This is a genomic window from Microbacterium meiriae, assembly GCF_032364335.1.
In the GTDB taxonomy this organism is placed as follows: domain Bacteria; phylum Actinomycetota; class Actinomycetes; order Actinomycetales; family Microbacteriaceae; genus Microbacterium; species Microbacterium meiriae.
In genome coordinates this window covers 2187791-2203840 of the sequence record NZ_CP133984.1, presented here as the reverse complement: position 1 = coordinate 2203840, position 16050 = coordinate 2187791, and the positions used below count along the sequence as shown (strand labels likewise).

Sequence of the window (16050 nt, the reverse complement as noted above, 5' to 3'; positions counted from 1 at the left end):
TGATGTCTGACGGGGAGAAGGGCGAGTTCCTCATCGTCACCGGGATGTCCGGCGCCGGTCGCACCACGGTCGCGAACGCGCTGGAGGATCTCGGCTGGTACGTCGTGGACAACCTGCCGCCGCAGATCCTCCGGCCGCTGCTCGACCTCACCGGCATGGGCGGGGATTCACTGCCGAAGGTCGCCGCGGTCGTCGATGTCCGCGGTCGCAACCTCTTCGACGACTTCCCCGGCGTGGCGCGAGTGCTGCGCACCCGTGGATCGATCCGCGTGCTCTTCCTCGACGCCTCCGACGACGTGCTCGTCCGACGCTTCGAGGCGGTGCGTCGTCCGCACCCCCTGCAGGGCGACGGGACGCTTCTCGACGGCATCCGCATCGAGCGCACCCGGCTGGCGCCGATCCGCGAGGCCGCAGACCTCGTGATCGACACGACGGCGTTGAACATCCATCAGTTGGCGACGAAGGTGTCCGACATCTTCTCCGAGGAGGGCGAGGCCCGGCACCGCGTCACGCTTCTCAGCTTCGGGTTCAAATACGGGCTTCCCACCGATGTGGACGTCGTGGCGGACATGCGCTTCCTGCCGAATCCGTACTGGAACGAGGACCTGCGCGGTCTCACCGGACAGGATGAGACGGTGCGGGAGTACGTGCTCTCCCGCGACGGCGCGGAGGAGTTCCTCGACGCCTACGCGAAGGCCCTCGTGCCGGTCCTCGAGGGGTATCAGCGCGAGAACAAGAGCCACTCCACGATCGCCATTGGGTGCACGGGCGGCAAGCACCGTTCGGTCGCCATGTCCGAGGAGCTCGCCCGTCGACTGGCGGGAATCCCGGGCGTCGCGGTCAACGTCCGCCACCGTGACCTCGGCAGGGAATAGGCCCCCGACCGAGTAAGCTGGAGGTTTGCGTCGCGACCCGGCGCGTGAACGTGAAGGAGTCTCGTGGCACTAACCACCGACGTCAAGGCTGAGCTCGTCAGCATCCGCAATGCACCCCCCACGGTGCGCGTCGCTGAGGTGACGGCCATCCTCCGGTTCGCCGGTGGCCTGCACTCCATCGCCGGCCGGGTGGCGGTGGAGGCGGAGGTGGATGCCGAGACCCTCGCCCGTCGTGTGGCCCGAGACCTCGCCGAGATCTATGGCGTCCGTCCGGAGATCGCCCAGGTGCAGTCGAGCACCGCCAACGACGGCGCCCGGTGGGCCGTCCGCGTCATCGCGCAGGGGGAGACGCTGGCCCGCCAGACGGGGCTTCTCGACCAGCGACGCCGCCCGGTCCGCGGGCTCCCGAACCGCCTCACCACGGGTTCCCGAGCCGAGGTCGCCGGACTCTGGCGCGGTGCCTTCCTCGCCGCCGGCTCGCTCAGCGAGCCGGGCCGCTCCGCCATGCTCGAGGTCGCCTGCCCGTCGTCCGAGGCGGCCATGGCACTCGTGGGCGCGGCTCACCGCCTCGGTGTCGCCGCGAAGGCGCGTGAGGTCCGCGGGCTTCCTCGCGTCGTCGTGCGCGAGGGGGAGGCCATCCGCACCATCCTCAGCGAGATGGGTGCCCAGCGCACCGCTCTCGCGTGGGAGGAGCTGCGGCAGCGCCGTGAGGTGCGCGCCGGTGTGAACCGTCTCGTCAACTTCGATGACGCGAACCTCCGCCGTTCCGCGCAGGCCGCCGTGGCGGCATGCGCCCGGGTCGAGCGCGCCCTCGAGATCCTGGCCGACGAGGTGCCCGATCACCTCCGTGTGGCCGGCGAGCTCCGCCTCGCGCACCGCGACGCCAGCCTCGACGAGCTCGGCCACCACGCCGACCCTCCGCTCACGAAGGACGCCGTGGCCGGCCGCATCCGCCGCCTGCTGGCGATGGCCGACAAGCGCGCGCAGCAGGAGGGCATCCCGGGGACCGAGGCCGCCGTCCCCGCGGGGCTCGACGTCTGACCCGGCTGCCACCGTCTCCCGGACGGCGTGTCAACCCCCGGAAGGATCCGGACACCCGGTGCGTTGTCGTCAGTAGGATGAAAGTCGTCCGCTCTCCGTCGCACATCGGCGACGCGGAGCATCGGCAAGCGCCGCGGCGCGGCGCGGATTGGATGAATGCGATATGGCAACCTACACGCTCCCCGACCTTCCCTACGACTTCGCCGCTCTCGAGCCGCACATCAGCGGCAAGATCATGGAGCTGCATCACGACAAGCACCACGCGACCTACGTCGCGGGCGCCAACACGGCCCTGGAGCAGCTCGCCGAGGCCCGTGAGAGCGGCAACCTCGCGAACGTGAACAAGCTCGAGAAGGACCTCGCCTTCAACCTCGGCGGGCACGTCAACCACTCGATCTTCTGGACCAACCTCTCGCCGAACGGCGGCGGCCAGCCCGAGGGCGAGCTCAAGGCAGCCATCGACGAGTACTTCGGCTCCTTCGAGAAGTTCCAGGCGCACTTCACCGCCGCCGCCACCGGTATCCAGGGTTCCGGCTGGGCCGTGCTGAGCTGGGACTCGATCGGCTCGCGCCTGATCATCCAGCAGCTGTTCGACCAGCAGTCGAACACCGCGCAGGGCACCATCCCGCTGTTCCAGCTGGACATGTGGGAGCACGCCTTCTACCTCGACTACCTCAACGTGAAGGCCGACTACGTCAAGGCCGCGTGGAACATCGCCAACTGGGAGAACGTCGCCCAGCGTCTCGAGGTCGCCCGTCAGCAGACGAACGGCCTGCTGGTACTGTCGTAATCGGGTCGCGTCCCGGCGGGCCCACGGCTCGTCGGGGCGCCATCTCAGCCAAAAAACCCGCGCATGGCGCACGCTCGACGGCGGCGCTCGGCGCATGAGAAACAGGGAGACCTGAGTGTCTGTCAAGATCGGTATCAACGGCTTCGGCCGCATCGGACGCAACTACTTCCGCGCAGCTCTCGCGCAGGGAGCAGACCTTGAGATCGTCGCGGTCAACGACCTCACCGACAACAAGACCCTGGCGCACCTGCTGAAGTACGACTCGGTCAGTGGCGTCCTCGACGCCGAGATCACGTACGACGACGACAGCATCACCGTCGACGGCAAGGAGATCAAGGCTTTCGCAGAGCGCGACCCCGCCAACCTCCCGTGGGGCGAGCTGGGCGTGGACATCGTCATCGAGTCCACCGGCTTCTTCACCAACGCCGACGCCGCGCGCAAGCACATCGACGCCGGTGCGAAGAAGGTCCTCATCTCGGCTCCGGCCACCGGTGACGACCGCACCATCGTCATGGGTGTGAACGAGGAGACCTACAACCCGGAGACGGACCACATCATCTCCAACGCCTCCTGCACCACGAACTGCCTCGCGCCGCTGGCCAAGGTGTTCAACGACGCCTTCGGCATCGACCGCGGCTTCATGATGACGGCGCACGCGTACACCGCGGACCAGAACCTGCAGGACGGCCCGCACAAGGACCTCCGTCGTGCCCGCGCCGCCGCGATCAACATCACGCCGGCCTCGACGGGGGCTGCGAAGGCCATCGGCCTCGTGCTGCCCGAGCTGAACGGCAAGCTCAGCGGCTCGTCCTACCGCGTGCCGGTTCCCACGGGCTCGATCGTCGACCTGACGCTCATCACGGACCGCGAGAACCTGACGGTGGACGAGGTCAACGAGGCCTACAAGAAGGCTGCGGCCGAGGGTCGTCTGGCCGGGTACCTGCAGTACAACGAGGACCCGATCGTGTCGAGCGACATCGTGCACAACCCGCACTCGTCGATCTTCGACTCCACGCTCACCAACGTCAGCGGCAACCTGATCAAGGTGTCGAGCTGGTACGACAACGAGTGGGGCTACTCCAACCGTCTCGTCGACCTGACCGAGTACGTCGCCGAGCGCATCTGAGCTCCGACACATGACTCTGCGCACCCTGGACTCACTGGGTTCGCTCGAGGGCAAGCGCGTCATCGTCCGTTGTGATCTGAACGTCCCCCTGCGGGACGGGATCATCACGGACGCTGGCCGTGTCCGCGCCTCGCTGCCGACCCTGAAGACCCTCATCGACGCGGGCGCCCGCGTCGTCGTCTGCTCGCACCTGGGACGCCCCGACGGCGCACCCGATCCGCAGTTCAGCCTGGAGCCGGTCGCGCAGCGACTGTCCGAGCTGCTCGGCGCACCGGTCGCCTTCGCGGGCGACACGGTCGGCGAAGCCGCGAAGGACGCCGTGGCGTCCCTCGAGAACGGCCAGGTCGTCGTGATCGAGAACCTCCGGTTCAACCCGGGGGAGACCTCGAAGGACGAGGCAGAGCGTGGTGCCTTCGCGGCCCAGCTCGCGGAGCTGGGCGACGTGCTCGTGTCCGACGGCTTCGGCGTCGTGCACCGCAAGCAGGCGAGCGTCTACGACCTCGCGAAGCTGCTGCCCTCGGCGGCCGGCCTCCTGATCGCGACCGAGCTCGATGTGCTCGACCGCCTGACGGAGAACCCGGAGCGTCCGTACGCGGTCGTGCTCGGCGGGTCCAAGGTGAGCGACAAGCTCGGAGTCATCTCGCACCTGCTGCCGCGGGTCGACCGCATCCTGGTCGGCGGCGGCATGCTCTTCACCTTCCTGAAGGCACAGGGGCATGCCGTCGCGTCGAGCCTCCTCGAAGAGGACCAGCTCGACACCGTGCGCGGATACATCGCCGAGGCCGCGGAGCGCGGCGTCGAGCTCGTGCTCCCCACCGACGTGGTCGTGGCCGCCTCGTTCGGCGCGGACGCGGACCACGAGGTGGCTCCCGCAGACGCGATCGAGGAGACCGCGTTCGGCTCGTCGGGCATCGGCCTCGACATCGGTCCGGAGACCGCGGCGCGCTTCGCCGAGGTCATCCGCGGATCGAAGACCGTGTTCTGGAACGGCCCGATGGGCGTGTTCGAGTTCCCGGCCTTCGCCGCGGGCACCAAGGCGGTCGCGCAGGCGCTGACCGAGGTCGACGGCCTCAGCGTCGTCGGTGGCGGCGACTCCGCCGCAGCCGTCCGTCAGCTCGGATTCACCGACGACCAGTTCGGGCACATCTCGACCGGCGGCGGCGCGAGCCTCGAATTCCTCGAGGGCAAGAAACTACCTGGGCTGGAGGTCCTCGGATGGGCGTGAGCTCCCGTACCCCGCTGATCGCGGGCAACTGGAAGATGAACCTGGATCACCTGCAGGCGGTGGCGTTCGTGCAGAAGCTGCACTGGACGCTGAAGGAGGCCAAGCACGAGGACGGATCCGTGGAGGTGGCGGTCTTCCCGCCCTTCACCGACATCCGCAGCGTGCAGACGCTGATCGACGCGGACAAGATCCCGTTCGCGTTCGGTGCGCAGGACGTCTCGGCGCACGACTCCGGGGCGTACACCGGCGAGATCTCCGGCGCGTTCCTGGCGAAGCTCGACGCGAAGTACGTCATCATCGGGCACTCCGAGCGTCGCGAGTACCACGCCGAGTCCGACGAGATCGTGGCCGGCAAGGTGAAGGCTGCTCTCAAGCACGGCCTCTCCCCGGTGATCTGCGTCGGTGAGACGGCGGCGGACCTGGAGAAGTTCGGCGCCAGCGCGGTTCCGGCCGGACAGCTCGAGGCCGCGCTGCAGGGCGTCTCGCCCTCGGCCGACATCGTCGTCGCGTATGAGCCGGTCTGGGCCATCGGGTCGGGTCAGGCGGCCACGCCGCAGCAGGCGCAGGACGTGTGCGCCGCACTCCGCGGCGTGATCGCGAAGGTCCTCGGCGACGAGGCGGCTGCGCGCACCCGCATCCTCTACGGCGGCTCCGTCAAGGCAGCGAACATCGCCAGCTTCATGCGCGAGCCCGACGTGGACGGCGCTCTGGTCGGCGGCGCGAGCCTCGTCGTCGACGAGTTCGCGGCGATCATCCGTTTCGAGAAGCACGTCGGCGTGTGAGTGCGGCGGGGCCCCGGCCCCGCTGCACCGTATACTTGACCGTTACGGGGGCGCTCCGGCCCCAGCGAAAGGCTCTTTCCGTGGCAATTCTCGAGTTCGTCCTGCAGGTCGTGCTGGGCATCACCAGCGTCCTGCTGACTCTTCTCATCCTCTTGCACAAGGGTCGCGGTGGCGGCCTGTCCGACATGTTCGGCGGCGGCATGACCACTGCGGTCGGCTCCTCCGGTCTCGCGGAGCGGAACCTGAACCGCTTCACCGTCGTCCTGGCGCTCACGTGGTTCATCGCCATCGTGGCGCTCGGCCTCATCACGAAGTTCGAGGTGATCTGATGGCTACCGGTGGAAACGCGATCCGCGGTACCCGTGTCGGTTCCGGTCCCATGGGGGAGCAGGACCACGGCTATCACGCCGACCGCATCGCGGTGTCGTACTGGGACGGCCTCGGCAACGAGACGGTGCGCTACTTCGCCGCCGGCCTCCCCGAGGAGGAGATCCCGGAGATCATCGACCACCCGCAGTCGGGTCTCCCGGCCGGGCGCGACAAGGAGAACCCTCCCGCCGTCGCGAAGGCCGAGCCGTACAAGACGCACCTGGCATACGTGAAGGAGCGTCGCACGGACGAGGAGGCCGTCCAGCTCCTGGAGGATGCCCTCACTCAGCTGCGCGAGCGTCGGGGTCAGTGACCGCCGACTGAGCGAGAGGAGAAGCCGCCGTGGTGATCACGGCGGCTTCTTCCGTCTCAGCGGCAGCCGGCCGCGGCGTCGATGTAGTTCTGCGGGGGATACCCGTAGGCCCACACGCCGTTGGCGTCGTCCGCGAAGCCCATGCTGATGGCCCAGGCCGTCGCCCACTTCTCGATGCTGTCCTGCGTGGACGAGTCGTACATGTCCTGACACTTCACGCTGATGGCATGACCCACCTCGTGGGCGACGAGCGCTCTGCTGCGCTCTGCGGGCCACTGCTCCGCGACCGAGTTCGACAGCTCGATGACCGCGCGTCCCGGCTCGTCCCACCACCAGGTGGTGTAGCCGCCCATGCTGCCGTTGTACCCGGCGCCGTTGACGACGGGTGCCCAGTCGAACTCCAACAGGACGCCGGGCGCGAGCGAGCGGGCGAAGGTCTCGATCTCGAGCCGGGCGTTCCGCAGTGGGCCCGCCTTCTCCGCGAGCTCCGCGTCCTCGGCCGCGACGACATCGGTGGCCGCCTTCTGCAGGGCGACGTAGGCGGCCGCAGCCGCGTCGTCGACCTCGGTGACGGCGAGAGCATCCGCGGCGGCTCCGCGCAGGGCGATCACGGCGGCGTTGCGGGTCGACGGATGCGCGCTCTCGAAGGCGCCGGCGGCCTCGGCCGCGGTGGTGAGCACGGCCACGCCGTTCGTCCGGACCGCGTCCACGCTCGCGGCGGCGGACGTGGAGGCGCTGTCCATCGACTCGGCGACGTCGCGCAGGATGCTCTGGTCCTCGGCGAGACGGCTCGTCGCGGCGAAGAGGTCCCAGAACCAGCCGGGTTTCGTCTCGTCGGCCGGGAGCCGCGTCGCGAGGACGTCCTCGGCCTCGCCGCCCGTGGTCTCGCCCTCCGCCACGGCGGAGTCCAGGGCCGCCCAGAGGTCCTCGGGAACGGCGAGGGCGGGCGCGCCGGTGTCGATGATGACATGCCCGGCGTCCGTCGCCGCGATCAGATCGGCGGTCCGCTGTCGGAGTTCCGTCTGCTGGGCGGTCACCGATCGGGTGGCGTCCTCGACCCCGCTGGCGGCCTCGTCGTATCCCTGGTTCGCCACGAGTTGCGTGATGCCGAGACCGGTCAACACCACGACCGTGCCGATGGCGCCGGCGAGGATGCCCTTCAGCCTTCGCCGGTCGCGCGGCGGCCGGGAGACGCCGGACGCGGAGGAGAGGACGGGCGGGAGACGATGCCCACCCGGAGCCGGCCCCGTGGCGGTCGCGGCAACCGACGGCGGAGGGGCGGTCACGAGGCGCTCATCTCGGCAGGCCTTCCGGTCGGGAGCTGATCCTGTCAGCGTATTCGACCGAGGTGACGACGTGGAGGGGGTGACGGGAATCGAACCCGCGCAATCAGTTTGGAAGACTGAGACTCTACCATTGAGCTACACCCCCGGAACCGGAGTCCGGACTCCATCGATCATAGCGGACGGTCGGGCGTGCTCCTGTCCGTTAGACTCGATGGGGCTGAATCTGCGTGCGGATTCCCCGGGGCGTAGCTCAGCTTGGTAGAGCGCCCGCTTTGGGAGCGGGAGGTCGCAGGTTCAACTCCTGTCGCCCCGACTCGACCCCACGACCTTCCAGCCGCGTTCTGCGCGGAAACCACAAGGAGAACACACCAGCATGGCGAACAGCACCGTCGAGAAGCTGACCCCGACCCGGGTCAAGCTCACCATCACGGTCACCCCGGACGACCTCAAGCCGAGCATCGCGCACGCCTACGAGCACATCGCGCAGGACGTCCAGATCCCCGGCTTCCGCAAGGGCAAGGTGCCGGCTCCGATCATCGACCAGCGCATCGGCCGCGGCGCCGTCATCGAGCACGCCGTCAACGAGGGCCTGGACAAGTTCTTCCGCGAGGCGACCGCCGAGCACAAGCTCCGCATCGTCGGCCGTCCGTCGGCCGAGATCACGCAGTGGCCGAACGAGAAGGACTTCTCCGGCGACCTGCTCGTCGACGTCGAGGTCGACGTGCGCCCGGAGATCGAGCTCCCCGACTACGCGGGCATCACCCTCGAGGTCGACGCCGTGGAGGCCGACGAGGCCGCCCTCGACGCCGAGCTGGAGAACATGCGCGCCCGCTTCGGCACGCTCATCCCCGTCGACCGTCCTGCGGCCAAGGGCGATTTCGTCGAGCTGGACCTCGTCGCCACCATCGACGGCGCCGAGATCGACCGCGCCGAGGGCGTCTCCTACGAGATCGGCTCCGGCGAGCTCCTCGAGGGCATCGACGACGCGATCGAGTCGCTCACCGCCGGTGAGGACACCACCTTCCGCTCCGCCCTCGTCGGCGGCGACCACGCCGGCAAGGAGGCGGAGGTCTCCGTCACCGTCAAGGCTGTCAAGGAGCGCGAGCTTCCCGAGGCCGACGACGAGTTCGCGCAGATCGCGAGCGAGTTCGACACCATCGCGGAGCTGCGCGACAGCCTGCGCGAGCGCGTCGAGCAGCAGGGCGTCTTCACGCAGGGCTCCGCCGCCCGCGACAAGCTCGTCGAGACGCTGCTCGCGCAGATCGAGATCCCGGTCCCGCCGCAGCTCATCGAGGACGAGGTGCACAACCACCTCGAGGGCGAGGGTCGTCTCGAGGACGACGTGCACCGCGCCGAGGTGACCGAGGCCAGCGAGAAGCAGTTCCGCACGCAGGTGCTGCTCGACACGATCGCCGAGCAGGCCGACGTGCAGGTCTCGCAGGAGGAGCTCTCGCAGTACCTCATCCAGTCCGCCGCGCAGTACGGCATGGCGCCGCAGGAGTTCGTCGAGGCGCTGCAGTCCTCGAACCAGCTCCCGGCCCTGGTCGGCGAGGTCGCCCGTAACAAGGCACTCGCGATCGCCCTGGGCAAGGTCAAGGTCGTGGACACCAACGGCAAGGCCGTCGACCTCTCCGACTTCGTCGTGACCGACGACGAGGCCGAGGCCGAGGGCGAGAAGGCCGCCGAGGCCGAGGAGAAGCCCGCCGCGAAGAAGAAGGCTCCGGCCAAGAAGGCGGCCGCCAAGAAGGACGCCGACGCGGACCAGAAGCCCGCCGCGGCGAAGAAGCCCGCCGCCAAGAAGCCGGCTGCGAAGAAGGCTCCGGCCAAGAAGGACGCCGACACCGCCGAGTGATCGGCACGGTCGAGTGAAGAGGGCGGGTGCTGCGGCATCCGCCCTCTTTCTCATCGAGGGAAGGACGACAGGATGACGAGCTGGGACGACCGCATCGATCAGGTGTGGGCGGACGCCTCGGGAGAAGAGGTCGGCGACGAGACGATCGCGCGCATCGACGCCCTTGCCGCGGAACGGGGCGCGGACGACGCCCGGGCCGAGTTCGAGCGCGCCGGTGCCCGCGATTCCGCCGGACGCCCGGCAGAGGCCGTGGAGCTCTACCGTCGCGCGCTGGCGCTCGGCCTCGACGAGGAGCATCGCCCGCAGTGCGTGATCCAGCTCGCGAGCTCGCTGCGCAACCTCGGCGACTACGACGAGGCGCTGCGCGTCATCCGCGCCGAGGAGGAGATCGCGGCGGGAGGACCGTATCGCGACGCGGTCGCGGTGGTGCACGCCCTCATCCTCGCCAGTGCCGGCCGGCCCGCGCAGGGCCTGTCGGTGGCCATCCTCGCGCTCGTCCCGCACCTGCCGCGCTACCACCGATCCATGACGGCGTATGCGCAGGAGATCGCCGGCAGCGACACCTGATATGCCGACGGCGAACACGACCTAGGGGCTGTGCGCGCGCCGGTAGATTCGAATCACTGAAACACGGAAGCAGGAGCTGACATGGCTGAACCCCTCGTCGCGACAAGCGTCTTCGACAGGTTGCTGAAGGACCGCATCATCTGGCTCGGCTCGGAGGTGCGAGACGACAACGCCAACGAGATCTGCGCGAAGATCCTCCTTCTCGCCGCCGAAGACTCCGAGAAGGACATCTACCTCTACATCAACTCGCCCGGCGGCTCGATCACCGCGGGCATGGCGATCTACGACACGATGCAGTTCGTGCCGAACGACATCGTCACGGTCGGCATCGGCATGGCCGCGTCCATGGGCCAGCTGCTGCTGACGAGCGGCACCAAGGGCAAGCGCTACATCACGCCGAACGCCCGCGTGCTGCTGCACCAGCCGCACGGCGGCTTCGGCGGCACCGCGAGCGACATCCAGACCCAGGCGCAGCTCATCCTGTCGATGAAGAAGCGCCTCGCCGAGATCACCGCGTCGCAGACCGGCAAGCCCGTCGAGCAGATCAACGCCGACGGTGACCGCGACCGCTGGTTCACGGCGGAGGAGGCCCTCGAGTACGGCTTCGTCGACCACATCCGCGAGCACGCCAGCGACGTCACCGGCGGCGGCGGCACGGGCGTCGAGTAAGGATTCGAGAGGACACCATGTACACACCCACGTTCCAGTCCGCCGGAAACCTGCCCTCCAGCCGTTATGTGCTGCCGCAGTTCGAAGAGCGCACCGCCTACGGCTTCAAGCGCCAGGACCCGTACAACAAGCTGTTCGAAGACCGCGTGATCTTCCTCGGCGTGCAGGTCGACGACGCATCGGCCGACGATGTCATGGCGCAGCTCCTCGTCCTGGAGAGCCAGGATTCCGAGCGCGACATCACCATGTACATCAACTCGCCCGGTGGCTCCTTCACCGCGATGACGGCGATCTACGACACGATGCAGTACGTCGCGCCGCAGATCCAGACCGTCGTGCTCGGCCAGGCGGCCTCGGCCGCCTCCGTGCTGCTCGCGGCGGGTGCCCCCGGCAAGCGTCTCGCGCTGCCGAACGCCCGCGTGCTGATGCACCAGCCGGCGATGGGAGAGGCCGGACACGGTCAGGCCTCGGACATCGAGATCCAGGCGGCGGAGATCCTCCGCATGCGCACCTGGCTGGAGGAGACCATGGCCCGTCACACCGGCAAGCCGGTCGAGCAGGTCAACCGCGACATCGATCGCGACAAGATCCTCTCGGCCAACGAGGCGCTGGAGTACGGCATCGTCGACCAGGTGCTCACCTCGCGCAAGCGCGCGTAGTCCGCACCCGCAGAAGAGGACGCCCGTCGATCGACGGGCGTCCTCTTCGCGTTTCCGGCGGATGCGCGCGGGAGGATGGCGCAGATGCGCATATGAGCAGATGGGTGCGCGAACGCTGAATCCGGCCTACCCTGGAGGAGGAAGGAGGACACCGTGGAAGAAGATCTGCTCATGGTCCGGGTCGCCGAGCTGTACTACGACGAGGACAAGACGCAGGACGAGATCGGTGGTCTCCTGAAGATCTCCCGGTGGAAGGTCGGGCGCCTCCTCACGCAGGCGCGGCAGCGCGGCATCGTCCGCATCGAGATCGTCCACCCGCGCGCCCGTCGGCTCGGCCTCGAGCGCGAGCTCGTGGAGCGCTTCGGCCTCACCGATGCCGTGGTCGTCCCCTCGCCCGAAGGCGACGAGGGCACTCTGGAACGCGTCGCCCAGGCGGCAGCGGACTTCCTGACCGCCCTCCGCCCTGTTCCGCGCACCCTCGGGGTGAGCTGGGGCAAGACGCTCCGCGCCGTGGCCGAGGCCCTGCCCGACGGCTGGGCGAACGGTGTCACGGTCGTGCAGCTCAACGGCGGCGTCAGCCTGAACCGGCGCTCGGGCGGGGCCGCGGGACTCGCGGTGACCATCGCCCAGCGCGCCTCCGGCCAGGTCTCCCTGCTGCCGAGCCCCGCGATCCTGGAGCACGTCGAGACGAAGCAGGCGATCGAAGGGGACCGCACCGTCGCGGCCGTGCTGGAGGAGGCCGCGGACGCCCAGGCGTTCCTGTTCACCGCCGGCCCCTGCGATGCGACCTCCGCCCACGTCGAGAACGGCTATCTCACCGCCGACGATGTGGAGGAGCTCGCGCGCCGCGGCGCCGTCGGCGACGTCCTCGGGCGCTACGTCGACGCCGAGGGCAACATCGTCGACCCGCAGTTGGACGCCCGCACGGTCGGCGTCTCGCTCGACCGCCTGCGCGGTGCCGCGCGGGCCATCTTCGTGACGGCGGGCCCCGCCAAGCACGACATCGCGCGCACGGTCGTGACCAGCGGCCTGTGCGGGGTCCTGGTGACCGATGAGACCACAGCACGAGCATTGTTGGAGGAACAGTGACGACGACAGAACTCAGCCGCAGGACGGCGGTGGACGTCCTCGGCGGTGAGCCGGACGACGCGACCCTCCGTCGCTTCCTGCACGGCCTCCCCGGTGTGGACGCCGTCGGGCTGGAGCAGCGCGCTGCCGGCCTCGGCACCCGCTCCATCAAGACGACGTCGAAGGCGTGGGCGCTGGACACGATCATCAAGCTGATCGACCTGACCACCCTGGAGGGCGCGGACACCCCCGGCAAGGTACGGTCCCTCGTCGCCAAGGCGAAGAACCCCGACGCCGCCGACCCCTCGACGCCCCGCGTCGCCGCGGTCTGCGTCTACGGCGACATGGTCGCCGGCGCGGTCGAGGCCCTCGGCAGCCTGCACGGCGACCCCGACGACGGCCTCATCTCGGTCGCCGCCGTGGCCACCGCCTTCCCGAGCGGCCGGTCCTCCCTCGCGATCAAGCTCGCCGACACCGCGGAGGCGGTCGCGGCCGGTGCGGACGAGATCGACATGGTCATCGACCGGGGCGCGTTCCTGTCCGGCCGCTACGGGCTGGTGTTCGACCAGATCGCCCAGGTCAAGGAGGCGTGCCGCCGCGAGGACGGCTCGTACGCCTCGCTCAAGGTGATCCTCGAGACCGGCGAGCTGAACACGTACGACAACATCAAGCGCGCCTCCTGGCTCGGCATCCTCGCCGGCGGCGACTTCATCAAGACCTCGACGGGCAAGGTGCAGCCGGCGGCGACGCTGCCGACCACGCTGCTGATGCTGGAGACGGTGCGCGACTGGTACCGCGGCACGGGGGAGCGCATCGGCGTGAAGCCCGCGGGCGGCATCCGCTCGTCCAAGGACGCGGTCAAGTACCTGGTGACCGTCGCCGAGACCGTGGGGGAGGAGTGGCTCCAGCCGCACCTGTTCCGCTTCGGCGCCTCGAGCCTGCTCAACGACGTGCTCCTGCAGCGTCAGAAGCTCGCCACCGGCCACTACTCCGGCCCCGACTACGTCACGATCGACTGACTTCTTCGGCCGGTCCCTGAGCCGGTCGAAGGGCAGCAACCCAAGGGATTGAAATGAACTTCCTGGAATACGCTCCGGCTCCGGAGTCCACGGCGGTGCTGAACCTCAAGGACAGCTACGGGCTGTTCATCGACGGCGAGTTCGTCGACGGCTCCGGCACCCCCTTCCGCACCATCTCCCCGGCGACGGAGAAGGAGATCGCCGAGATCGCCTCCGCCGACGACGCGGACATCGACCGCGCCGTCGCCGCGGCACGTCGCGCCTATGACAAGGTCTGGTCGCGGATGAGCGGCCGCGACAGGGGCAAGTACCTGTTCCGCATCGCCCGCCTCGTGCAGGAGCGTGCCCGTGAGCTGGCCGTCGCCGAGAGCCTCGACAACGGCAAGCCCATCAAGGAGAGCCGCGATGTGGACGTGCCCCTCGTCGCGTCCTGGTTCTTCTACTACGCGGGCTGGGCCGACAAGCTCGACTACGCCGGACTGGGTGCGAACCCCCGTGCTCTGGGCGTCGCCGGTCAGGTCATCCCCTGGAACTTCCCGCTGCTGATGCTCGCGTGGAAGCTGGCGCCCGCGCTGGCGGCCGGGAACACGGTCGTGCTCAAGCCGGCCGAGACCACGCCGCTGACGGCACTGATCTTCGCCGAGATCCTGCAGCAGGCCGATCTCCCCGCCGGTGTCGTGAACATCGTCACGGGGGCCGGGCCGACCGGTGCCGCCCTCGTCCGTCACCCCGACGTCGACAAGGTCGCGTTCACCGGCTCGACGGGTGTCGGTCGCGACATCGCCCGGGCCGTCGCGGGGACGAACAAGAAGCTGACCCTGGAGCTGGGCGGCAAGGCCGCGAACATCGTCTTCGACGACGCGCCGATCGACCAGGCGGTCGAGGGCATCGTCAACGGCATCTTCTTCAACCAGGGCCACGTGTGCTGCGCCGGGAGTCGTCTGCTCGTGCAGGAGTCGGTCCACGACGAGGTCGTCGACCGGCTGAAGAACCGGCTGTCGACGCTGCGTCTCGGCGACCCGCTCGACAAGAACACGGACATCGGCGCGATCAACTCCGCGGCGCAGCTCGCCCGCATCCGCGAGCTGAGCGACATCGGCGAGGCCGAGGGCGCGGAGCGCTGGACCGCCGACTGCGCGATCCCGGAGCAGGGCTTCTGGTTCGCCCCGACGATCTTCACCGGGGTCGAGGCCTCGCACCGCATCGCCCGCGACGAGGTCTTCGGCCCGGTGCTGTCGGTCCTCACCTTCCGGACGCCCGCCGAGGCGATCGCGAAGGCCAACAACACGCCGTACGGCCTCTCGGCGGGCATCTGGTCGGACAAGGGCTCGCGCATCCTCGCAGTCGCGGATCGGCTGCGTGCGGGCGTCGTGTGGGCCAACACGTTCAACCGTTTCGACCCGTCGAGCCCGTTCGGCGGCTACAAGGAGTCCGGATTCGGCCGCGAGGGCGGTCGCCAGGGGCTCACCGCCTACCTCAAGGGAGCCGCAGCATGAGCAAGCGACTGACCGTTCCGAAGACCTACAAGCTCGCCATCGGCGGGGCCTTCCCCCGCAGCGAGTCCGGACGCACGTACGAGGTCGTCTCCCGCAAGGGCGCCTTCCTCGCCAACGCCGCCAAGGCCTCCCGCAAGGACGCCCGTGATGCGGTCGTTGCCGCGCGCGCCGCCGTCAAGGGCTGGTCGGGGGCGACGGCCTACAACCGCGGCCAGGTGCTCTACCGCGTCGCCGAGGTGCTCGAGGGACGTCGCGCACAGTTCGTCGACGAGATCGTGGCGCAGGAGGGCATCTCGTCCTCGGCGGCCACGGCGCAGGTCGACGAGGCGATCGATCTCTGGGTCTGGTACGCCGGGTGGTGCGACAAGTACGCCCAGGTGGCGGGCAACGCGAACCCCGTCTCCGGTCCGTACTTCAACATCTCGGTGCCAGAGCCCACCGGTGTGGTCGCGATCGTGGCGCCGCAGGACTCGGCGCTGCTCGGCCTGGTCTCTGTCGTCGCCCCGGCCCTCGTCGCCGGGAACACCGTCGTCGTGGTCGCGAGCGAGCAGTACCCGCTCTCCGCGATCAGTCTCGCCGAGGTGCTCGCGACCAGCGACGTCCCCGGCGGCGTGGTGAACGTGCTCACCGGTTCGCCGGCCGAGATCGCCCCCTGGCTCGCCTCGCACCAGGACGTGAACGCCCTCGACCTCGCCGGCGCCGGTGCGCTGGAGTGGGTCGACATGCAGATCGCCGCAGCGGACACGCTGAAGCGCGTGCTCGCCCCCGGTGACGTGGTCGCGTCGCCGGAGCGGATCGCCGCCTTCACCGAGGTCAAGACGGTCTGGCACACGAAGAGCATGGTCTGACTTCCAGTCAGGAGGACCGAAGGCCCTGTCGCGTACCGCGCGGCGGGGCCCTCGTCGTTCGAGCG

Annotated in this window: 17 protein-coding genes and 2 tRNA genes; 17 read left to right on the top strand and 2 right to left on the bottom strand. The window is 69.3% G+C overall.

Translation table 11 applies throughout. The features are described from left to right. Nucleotides 1–2: 2 nt before the first annotated feature. From rapZ to RI211_RS10580, 8 genes are all read left to right on the top strand, one after another. A complete protein-coding gene (rapZ, locus tag RI211_RS10615) occupies nucleotides 3–875 on the top strand; it encodes an RNase adapter RapZ (RefSeq protein WP_187661745.1) in 873 nt (290 codons plus the stop codon). A gap of 63 nt (nucleotides 876–938) precedes the next feature. Further along, on the top strand, nucleotides 939–1916 hold the full coding sequence (gene whiA / locus RI211_RS10610; RefSeq protein ID WP_187661744.1) for a DNA-binding protein WhiA: 978 nt from the start codon (nucleotides 939–941) through the stop codon (nucleotides 1914–1916). 163 nt (nucleotides 1917–2079) lie between these two features. Continuing rightward, nucleotides 2080–2706, top strand: coding sequence for a superoxide dismutase (locus tag RI211_RS10605; protein WP_025105027.1), 627 nt, complete (start codon nucleotides 2080–2082; stop codon nucleotides 2704–2706). A 115-nt stretch (nucleotides 2707–2821) separates the two neighbouring features. After that, a complete protein-coding gene (gap, locus tag RI211_RS10600) occupies nucleotides 2822–3832 on the top strand; it encodes a type I glyceraldehyde-3-phosphate dehydrogenase (protein ID WP_025105026.1) in 1011 nt (336 codons plus the stop codon). A 10-nt stretch (nucleotides 3833–3842) separates the two neighbouring features. Then, nucleotides 3843–5057, top strand: a complete 1215-nt coding sequence (locus RI211_RS10595; RefSeq protein WP_315637588.1) for a phosphoglycerate kinase — start codon at nucleotides 3843–3845, stop codon at nucleotides 5055–5057. Then, nucleotides 5048–5839, top strand: coding sequence for a triose-phosphate isomerase (gene tpiA / locus RI211_RS10590; protein ID WP_315637589.1), 792 nt, complete (start codon nucleotides 5048–5050; stop codon nucleotides 5837–5839). The genes RI211_RS10595 and tpiA overlap by 10 nt, the downstream gene beginning before the upstream one ends. A gap of 80 nt (nucleotides 5840–5919) precedes the next feature. Beyond that, complete coding sequence (secG, locus tag RI211_RS10585; protein ID WP_025105023.1) at nucleotides 5920–6168, top strand: preprotein translocase subunit SecG; 249 nt, start codon at nucleotides 5920–5922, stop codon at nucleotides 6166–6168. Then, complete coding sequence (locus RI211_RS10580; RefSeq protein WP_025105022.1) at nucleotides 6168–6521, top strand: RNA polymerase-binding protein RbpA; 354 nt, start codon at nucleotides 6168–6170, stop codon at nucleotides 6519–6521. The genes secG and RI211_RS10580 overlap by 1 nt, the downstream gene beginning before the upstream one ends. A gap of 56 nt (nucleotides 6522–6577) precedes the next feature. On the opposite strand, the gene RI211_RS10575 is transcribed toward RI211_RS10580, so the two are convergent. Together RI211_RS10575 and RI211_RS10570 are read right to left on the bottom strand one after the other, a co-directional pair. Next, nucleotides 6578–7807, bottom strand: coding sequence for a hypothetical protein (locus tag RI211_RS10575; RefSeq protein ID WP_315637590.1), 1230 nt, complete (start codon nucleotides 7805–7807; stop codon nucleotides 6578–6580). A gap of 71 nt (nucleotides 7808–7878) precedes the next feature. Next, nucleotides 7879–7952, bottom strand: a tRNA-Gly gene (locus tag RI211_RS10570). Nucleotides 7953–8046: 94 nt separating this feature from the next. Here RI211_RS10570 and RI211_RS10565 point away from each other — a divergent pair. The 9 genes from RI211_RS10565 to RI211_RS10525 all read left to right on the top strand — a co-directional run bounded on the left by RI211_RS10565 (nucleotide 8047) and on the right by RI211_RS10525 (nucleotide 15985). Next, nucleotides 8047–8120: transfer RNA gene (locus tag RI211_RS10565), tRNA-Pro, on the top strand. Nucleotides 8121–8180: 60 nt separating this feature from the next. Next, complete coding sequence (gene tig, locus RI211_RS10560) at nucleotides 8181–9659, top strand: trigger factor (RefSeq protein ID WP_315637591.1); 1479 nt, start codon at nucleotides 8181–8183, stop codon at nucleotides 9657–9659. A gap of 72 nt (nucleotides 9660–9731) precedes the next feature. After that, nucleotides 9732–10226 carry a tetratricopeptide repeat protein gene (locus tag RI211_RS10555; protein ID WP_315637592.1) on the top strand — a complete coding sequence of 165 codons (495 nt, stop codon included), beginning with the start codon at nucleotides 9732–9734 and terminating at the stop codon, nucleotides 10224–10226. Between the two features lie 81 nt (nucleotides 10227–10307). Beyond that, the gene (locus RI211_RS10550) at nucleotides 10308–10895 is read left to right on the top strand and encodes an ATP-dependent Clp protease proteolytic subunit (RefSeq protein ID WP_025105018.1); all 588 of its coding nucleotides are present in this window, start codon (nucleotides 10308–10310) and stop codon (nucleotides 10893–10895) included. A gap of 17 nt (nucleotides 10896–10912) precedes the next feature. Next, nucleotides 10913–11554, top strand: coding sequence for an ATP-dependent Clp protease proteolytic subunit (locus RI211_RS10545; RefSeq protein WP_025105017.1), 642 nt, complete (start codon nucleotides 10913–10915; stop codon nucleotides 11552–11554). Between the two features lie 153 nt (nucleotides 11555–11707). Next, complete coding sequence (locus RI211_RS10540; RefSeq protein ID WP_187661738.1) at nucleotides 11708–12643, top strand: sugar-binding transcriptional regulator; 936 nt, start codon at nucleotides 11708–11710, stop codon at nucleotides 12641–12643. Then, entirely contained in the window at nucleotides 12640–13641 is a 1002-nt protein-coding gene (gene deoC / locus RI211_RS10535) for a deoxyribose-phosphate aldolase (RefSeq protein WP_187661737.1), read from the top strand. The genes RI211_RS10540 and deoC overlap by 4 nt, the downstream gene beginning before the upstream one ends. Nucleotides 13642–13694: 53 nt before the next feature. After that, nucleotides 13695–15137 carry an aldehyde dehydrogenase family protein gene (locus tag RI211_RS10530; RefSeq protein WP_315637593.1) on the top strand — a complete coding sequence of 481 codons (1443 nt, stop codon included), beginning with the start codon at nucleotides 13695–13697 and terminating at the stop codon, nucleotides 15135–15137. Beyond that, on the top strand, nucleotides 15134–15985 hold the full coding sequence (locus tag RI211_RS10525) for an aldehyde dehydrogenase family protein (protein ID WP_259954546.1): 852 nt from the start codon (nucleotides 15134–15136) through the stop codon (nucleotides 15983–15985). Before RI211_RS10530 ends, RI211_RS10525 begins: the two co-directional genes overlap by 4 nt. Nucleotides 15986–16050: the final 65 nt, after the last annotated feature.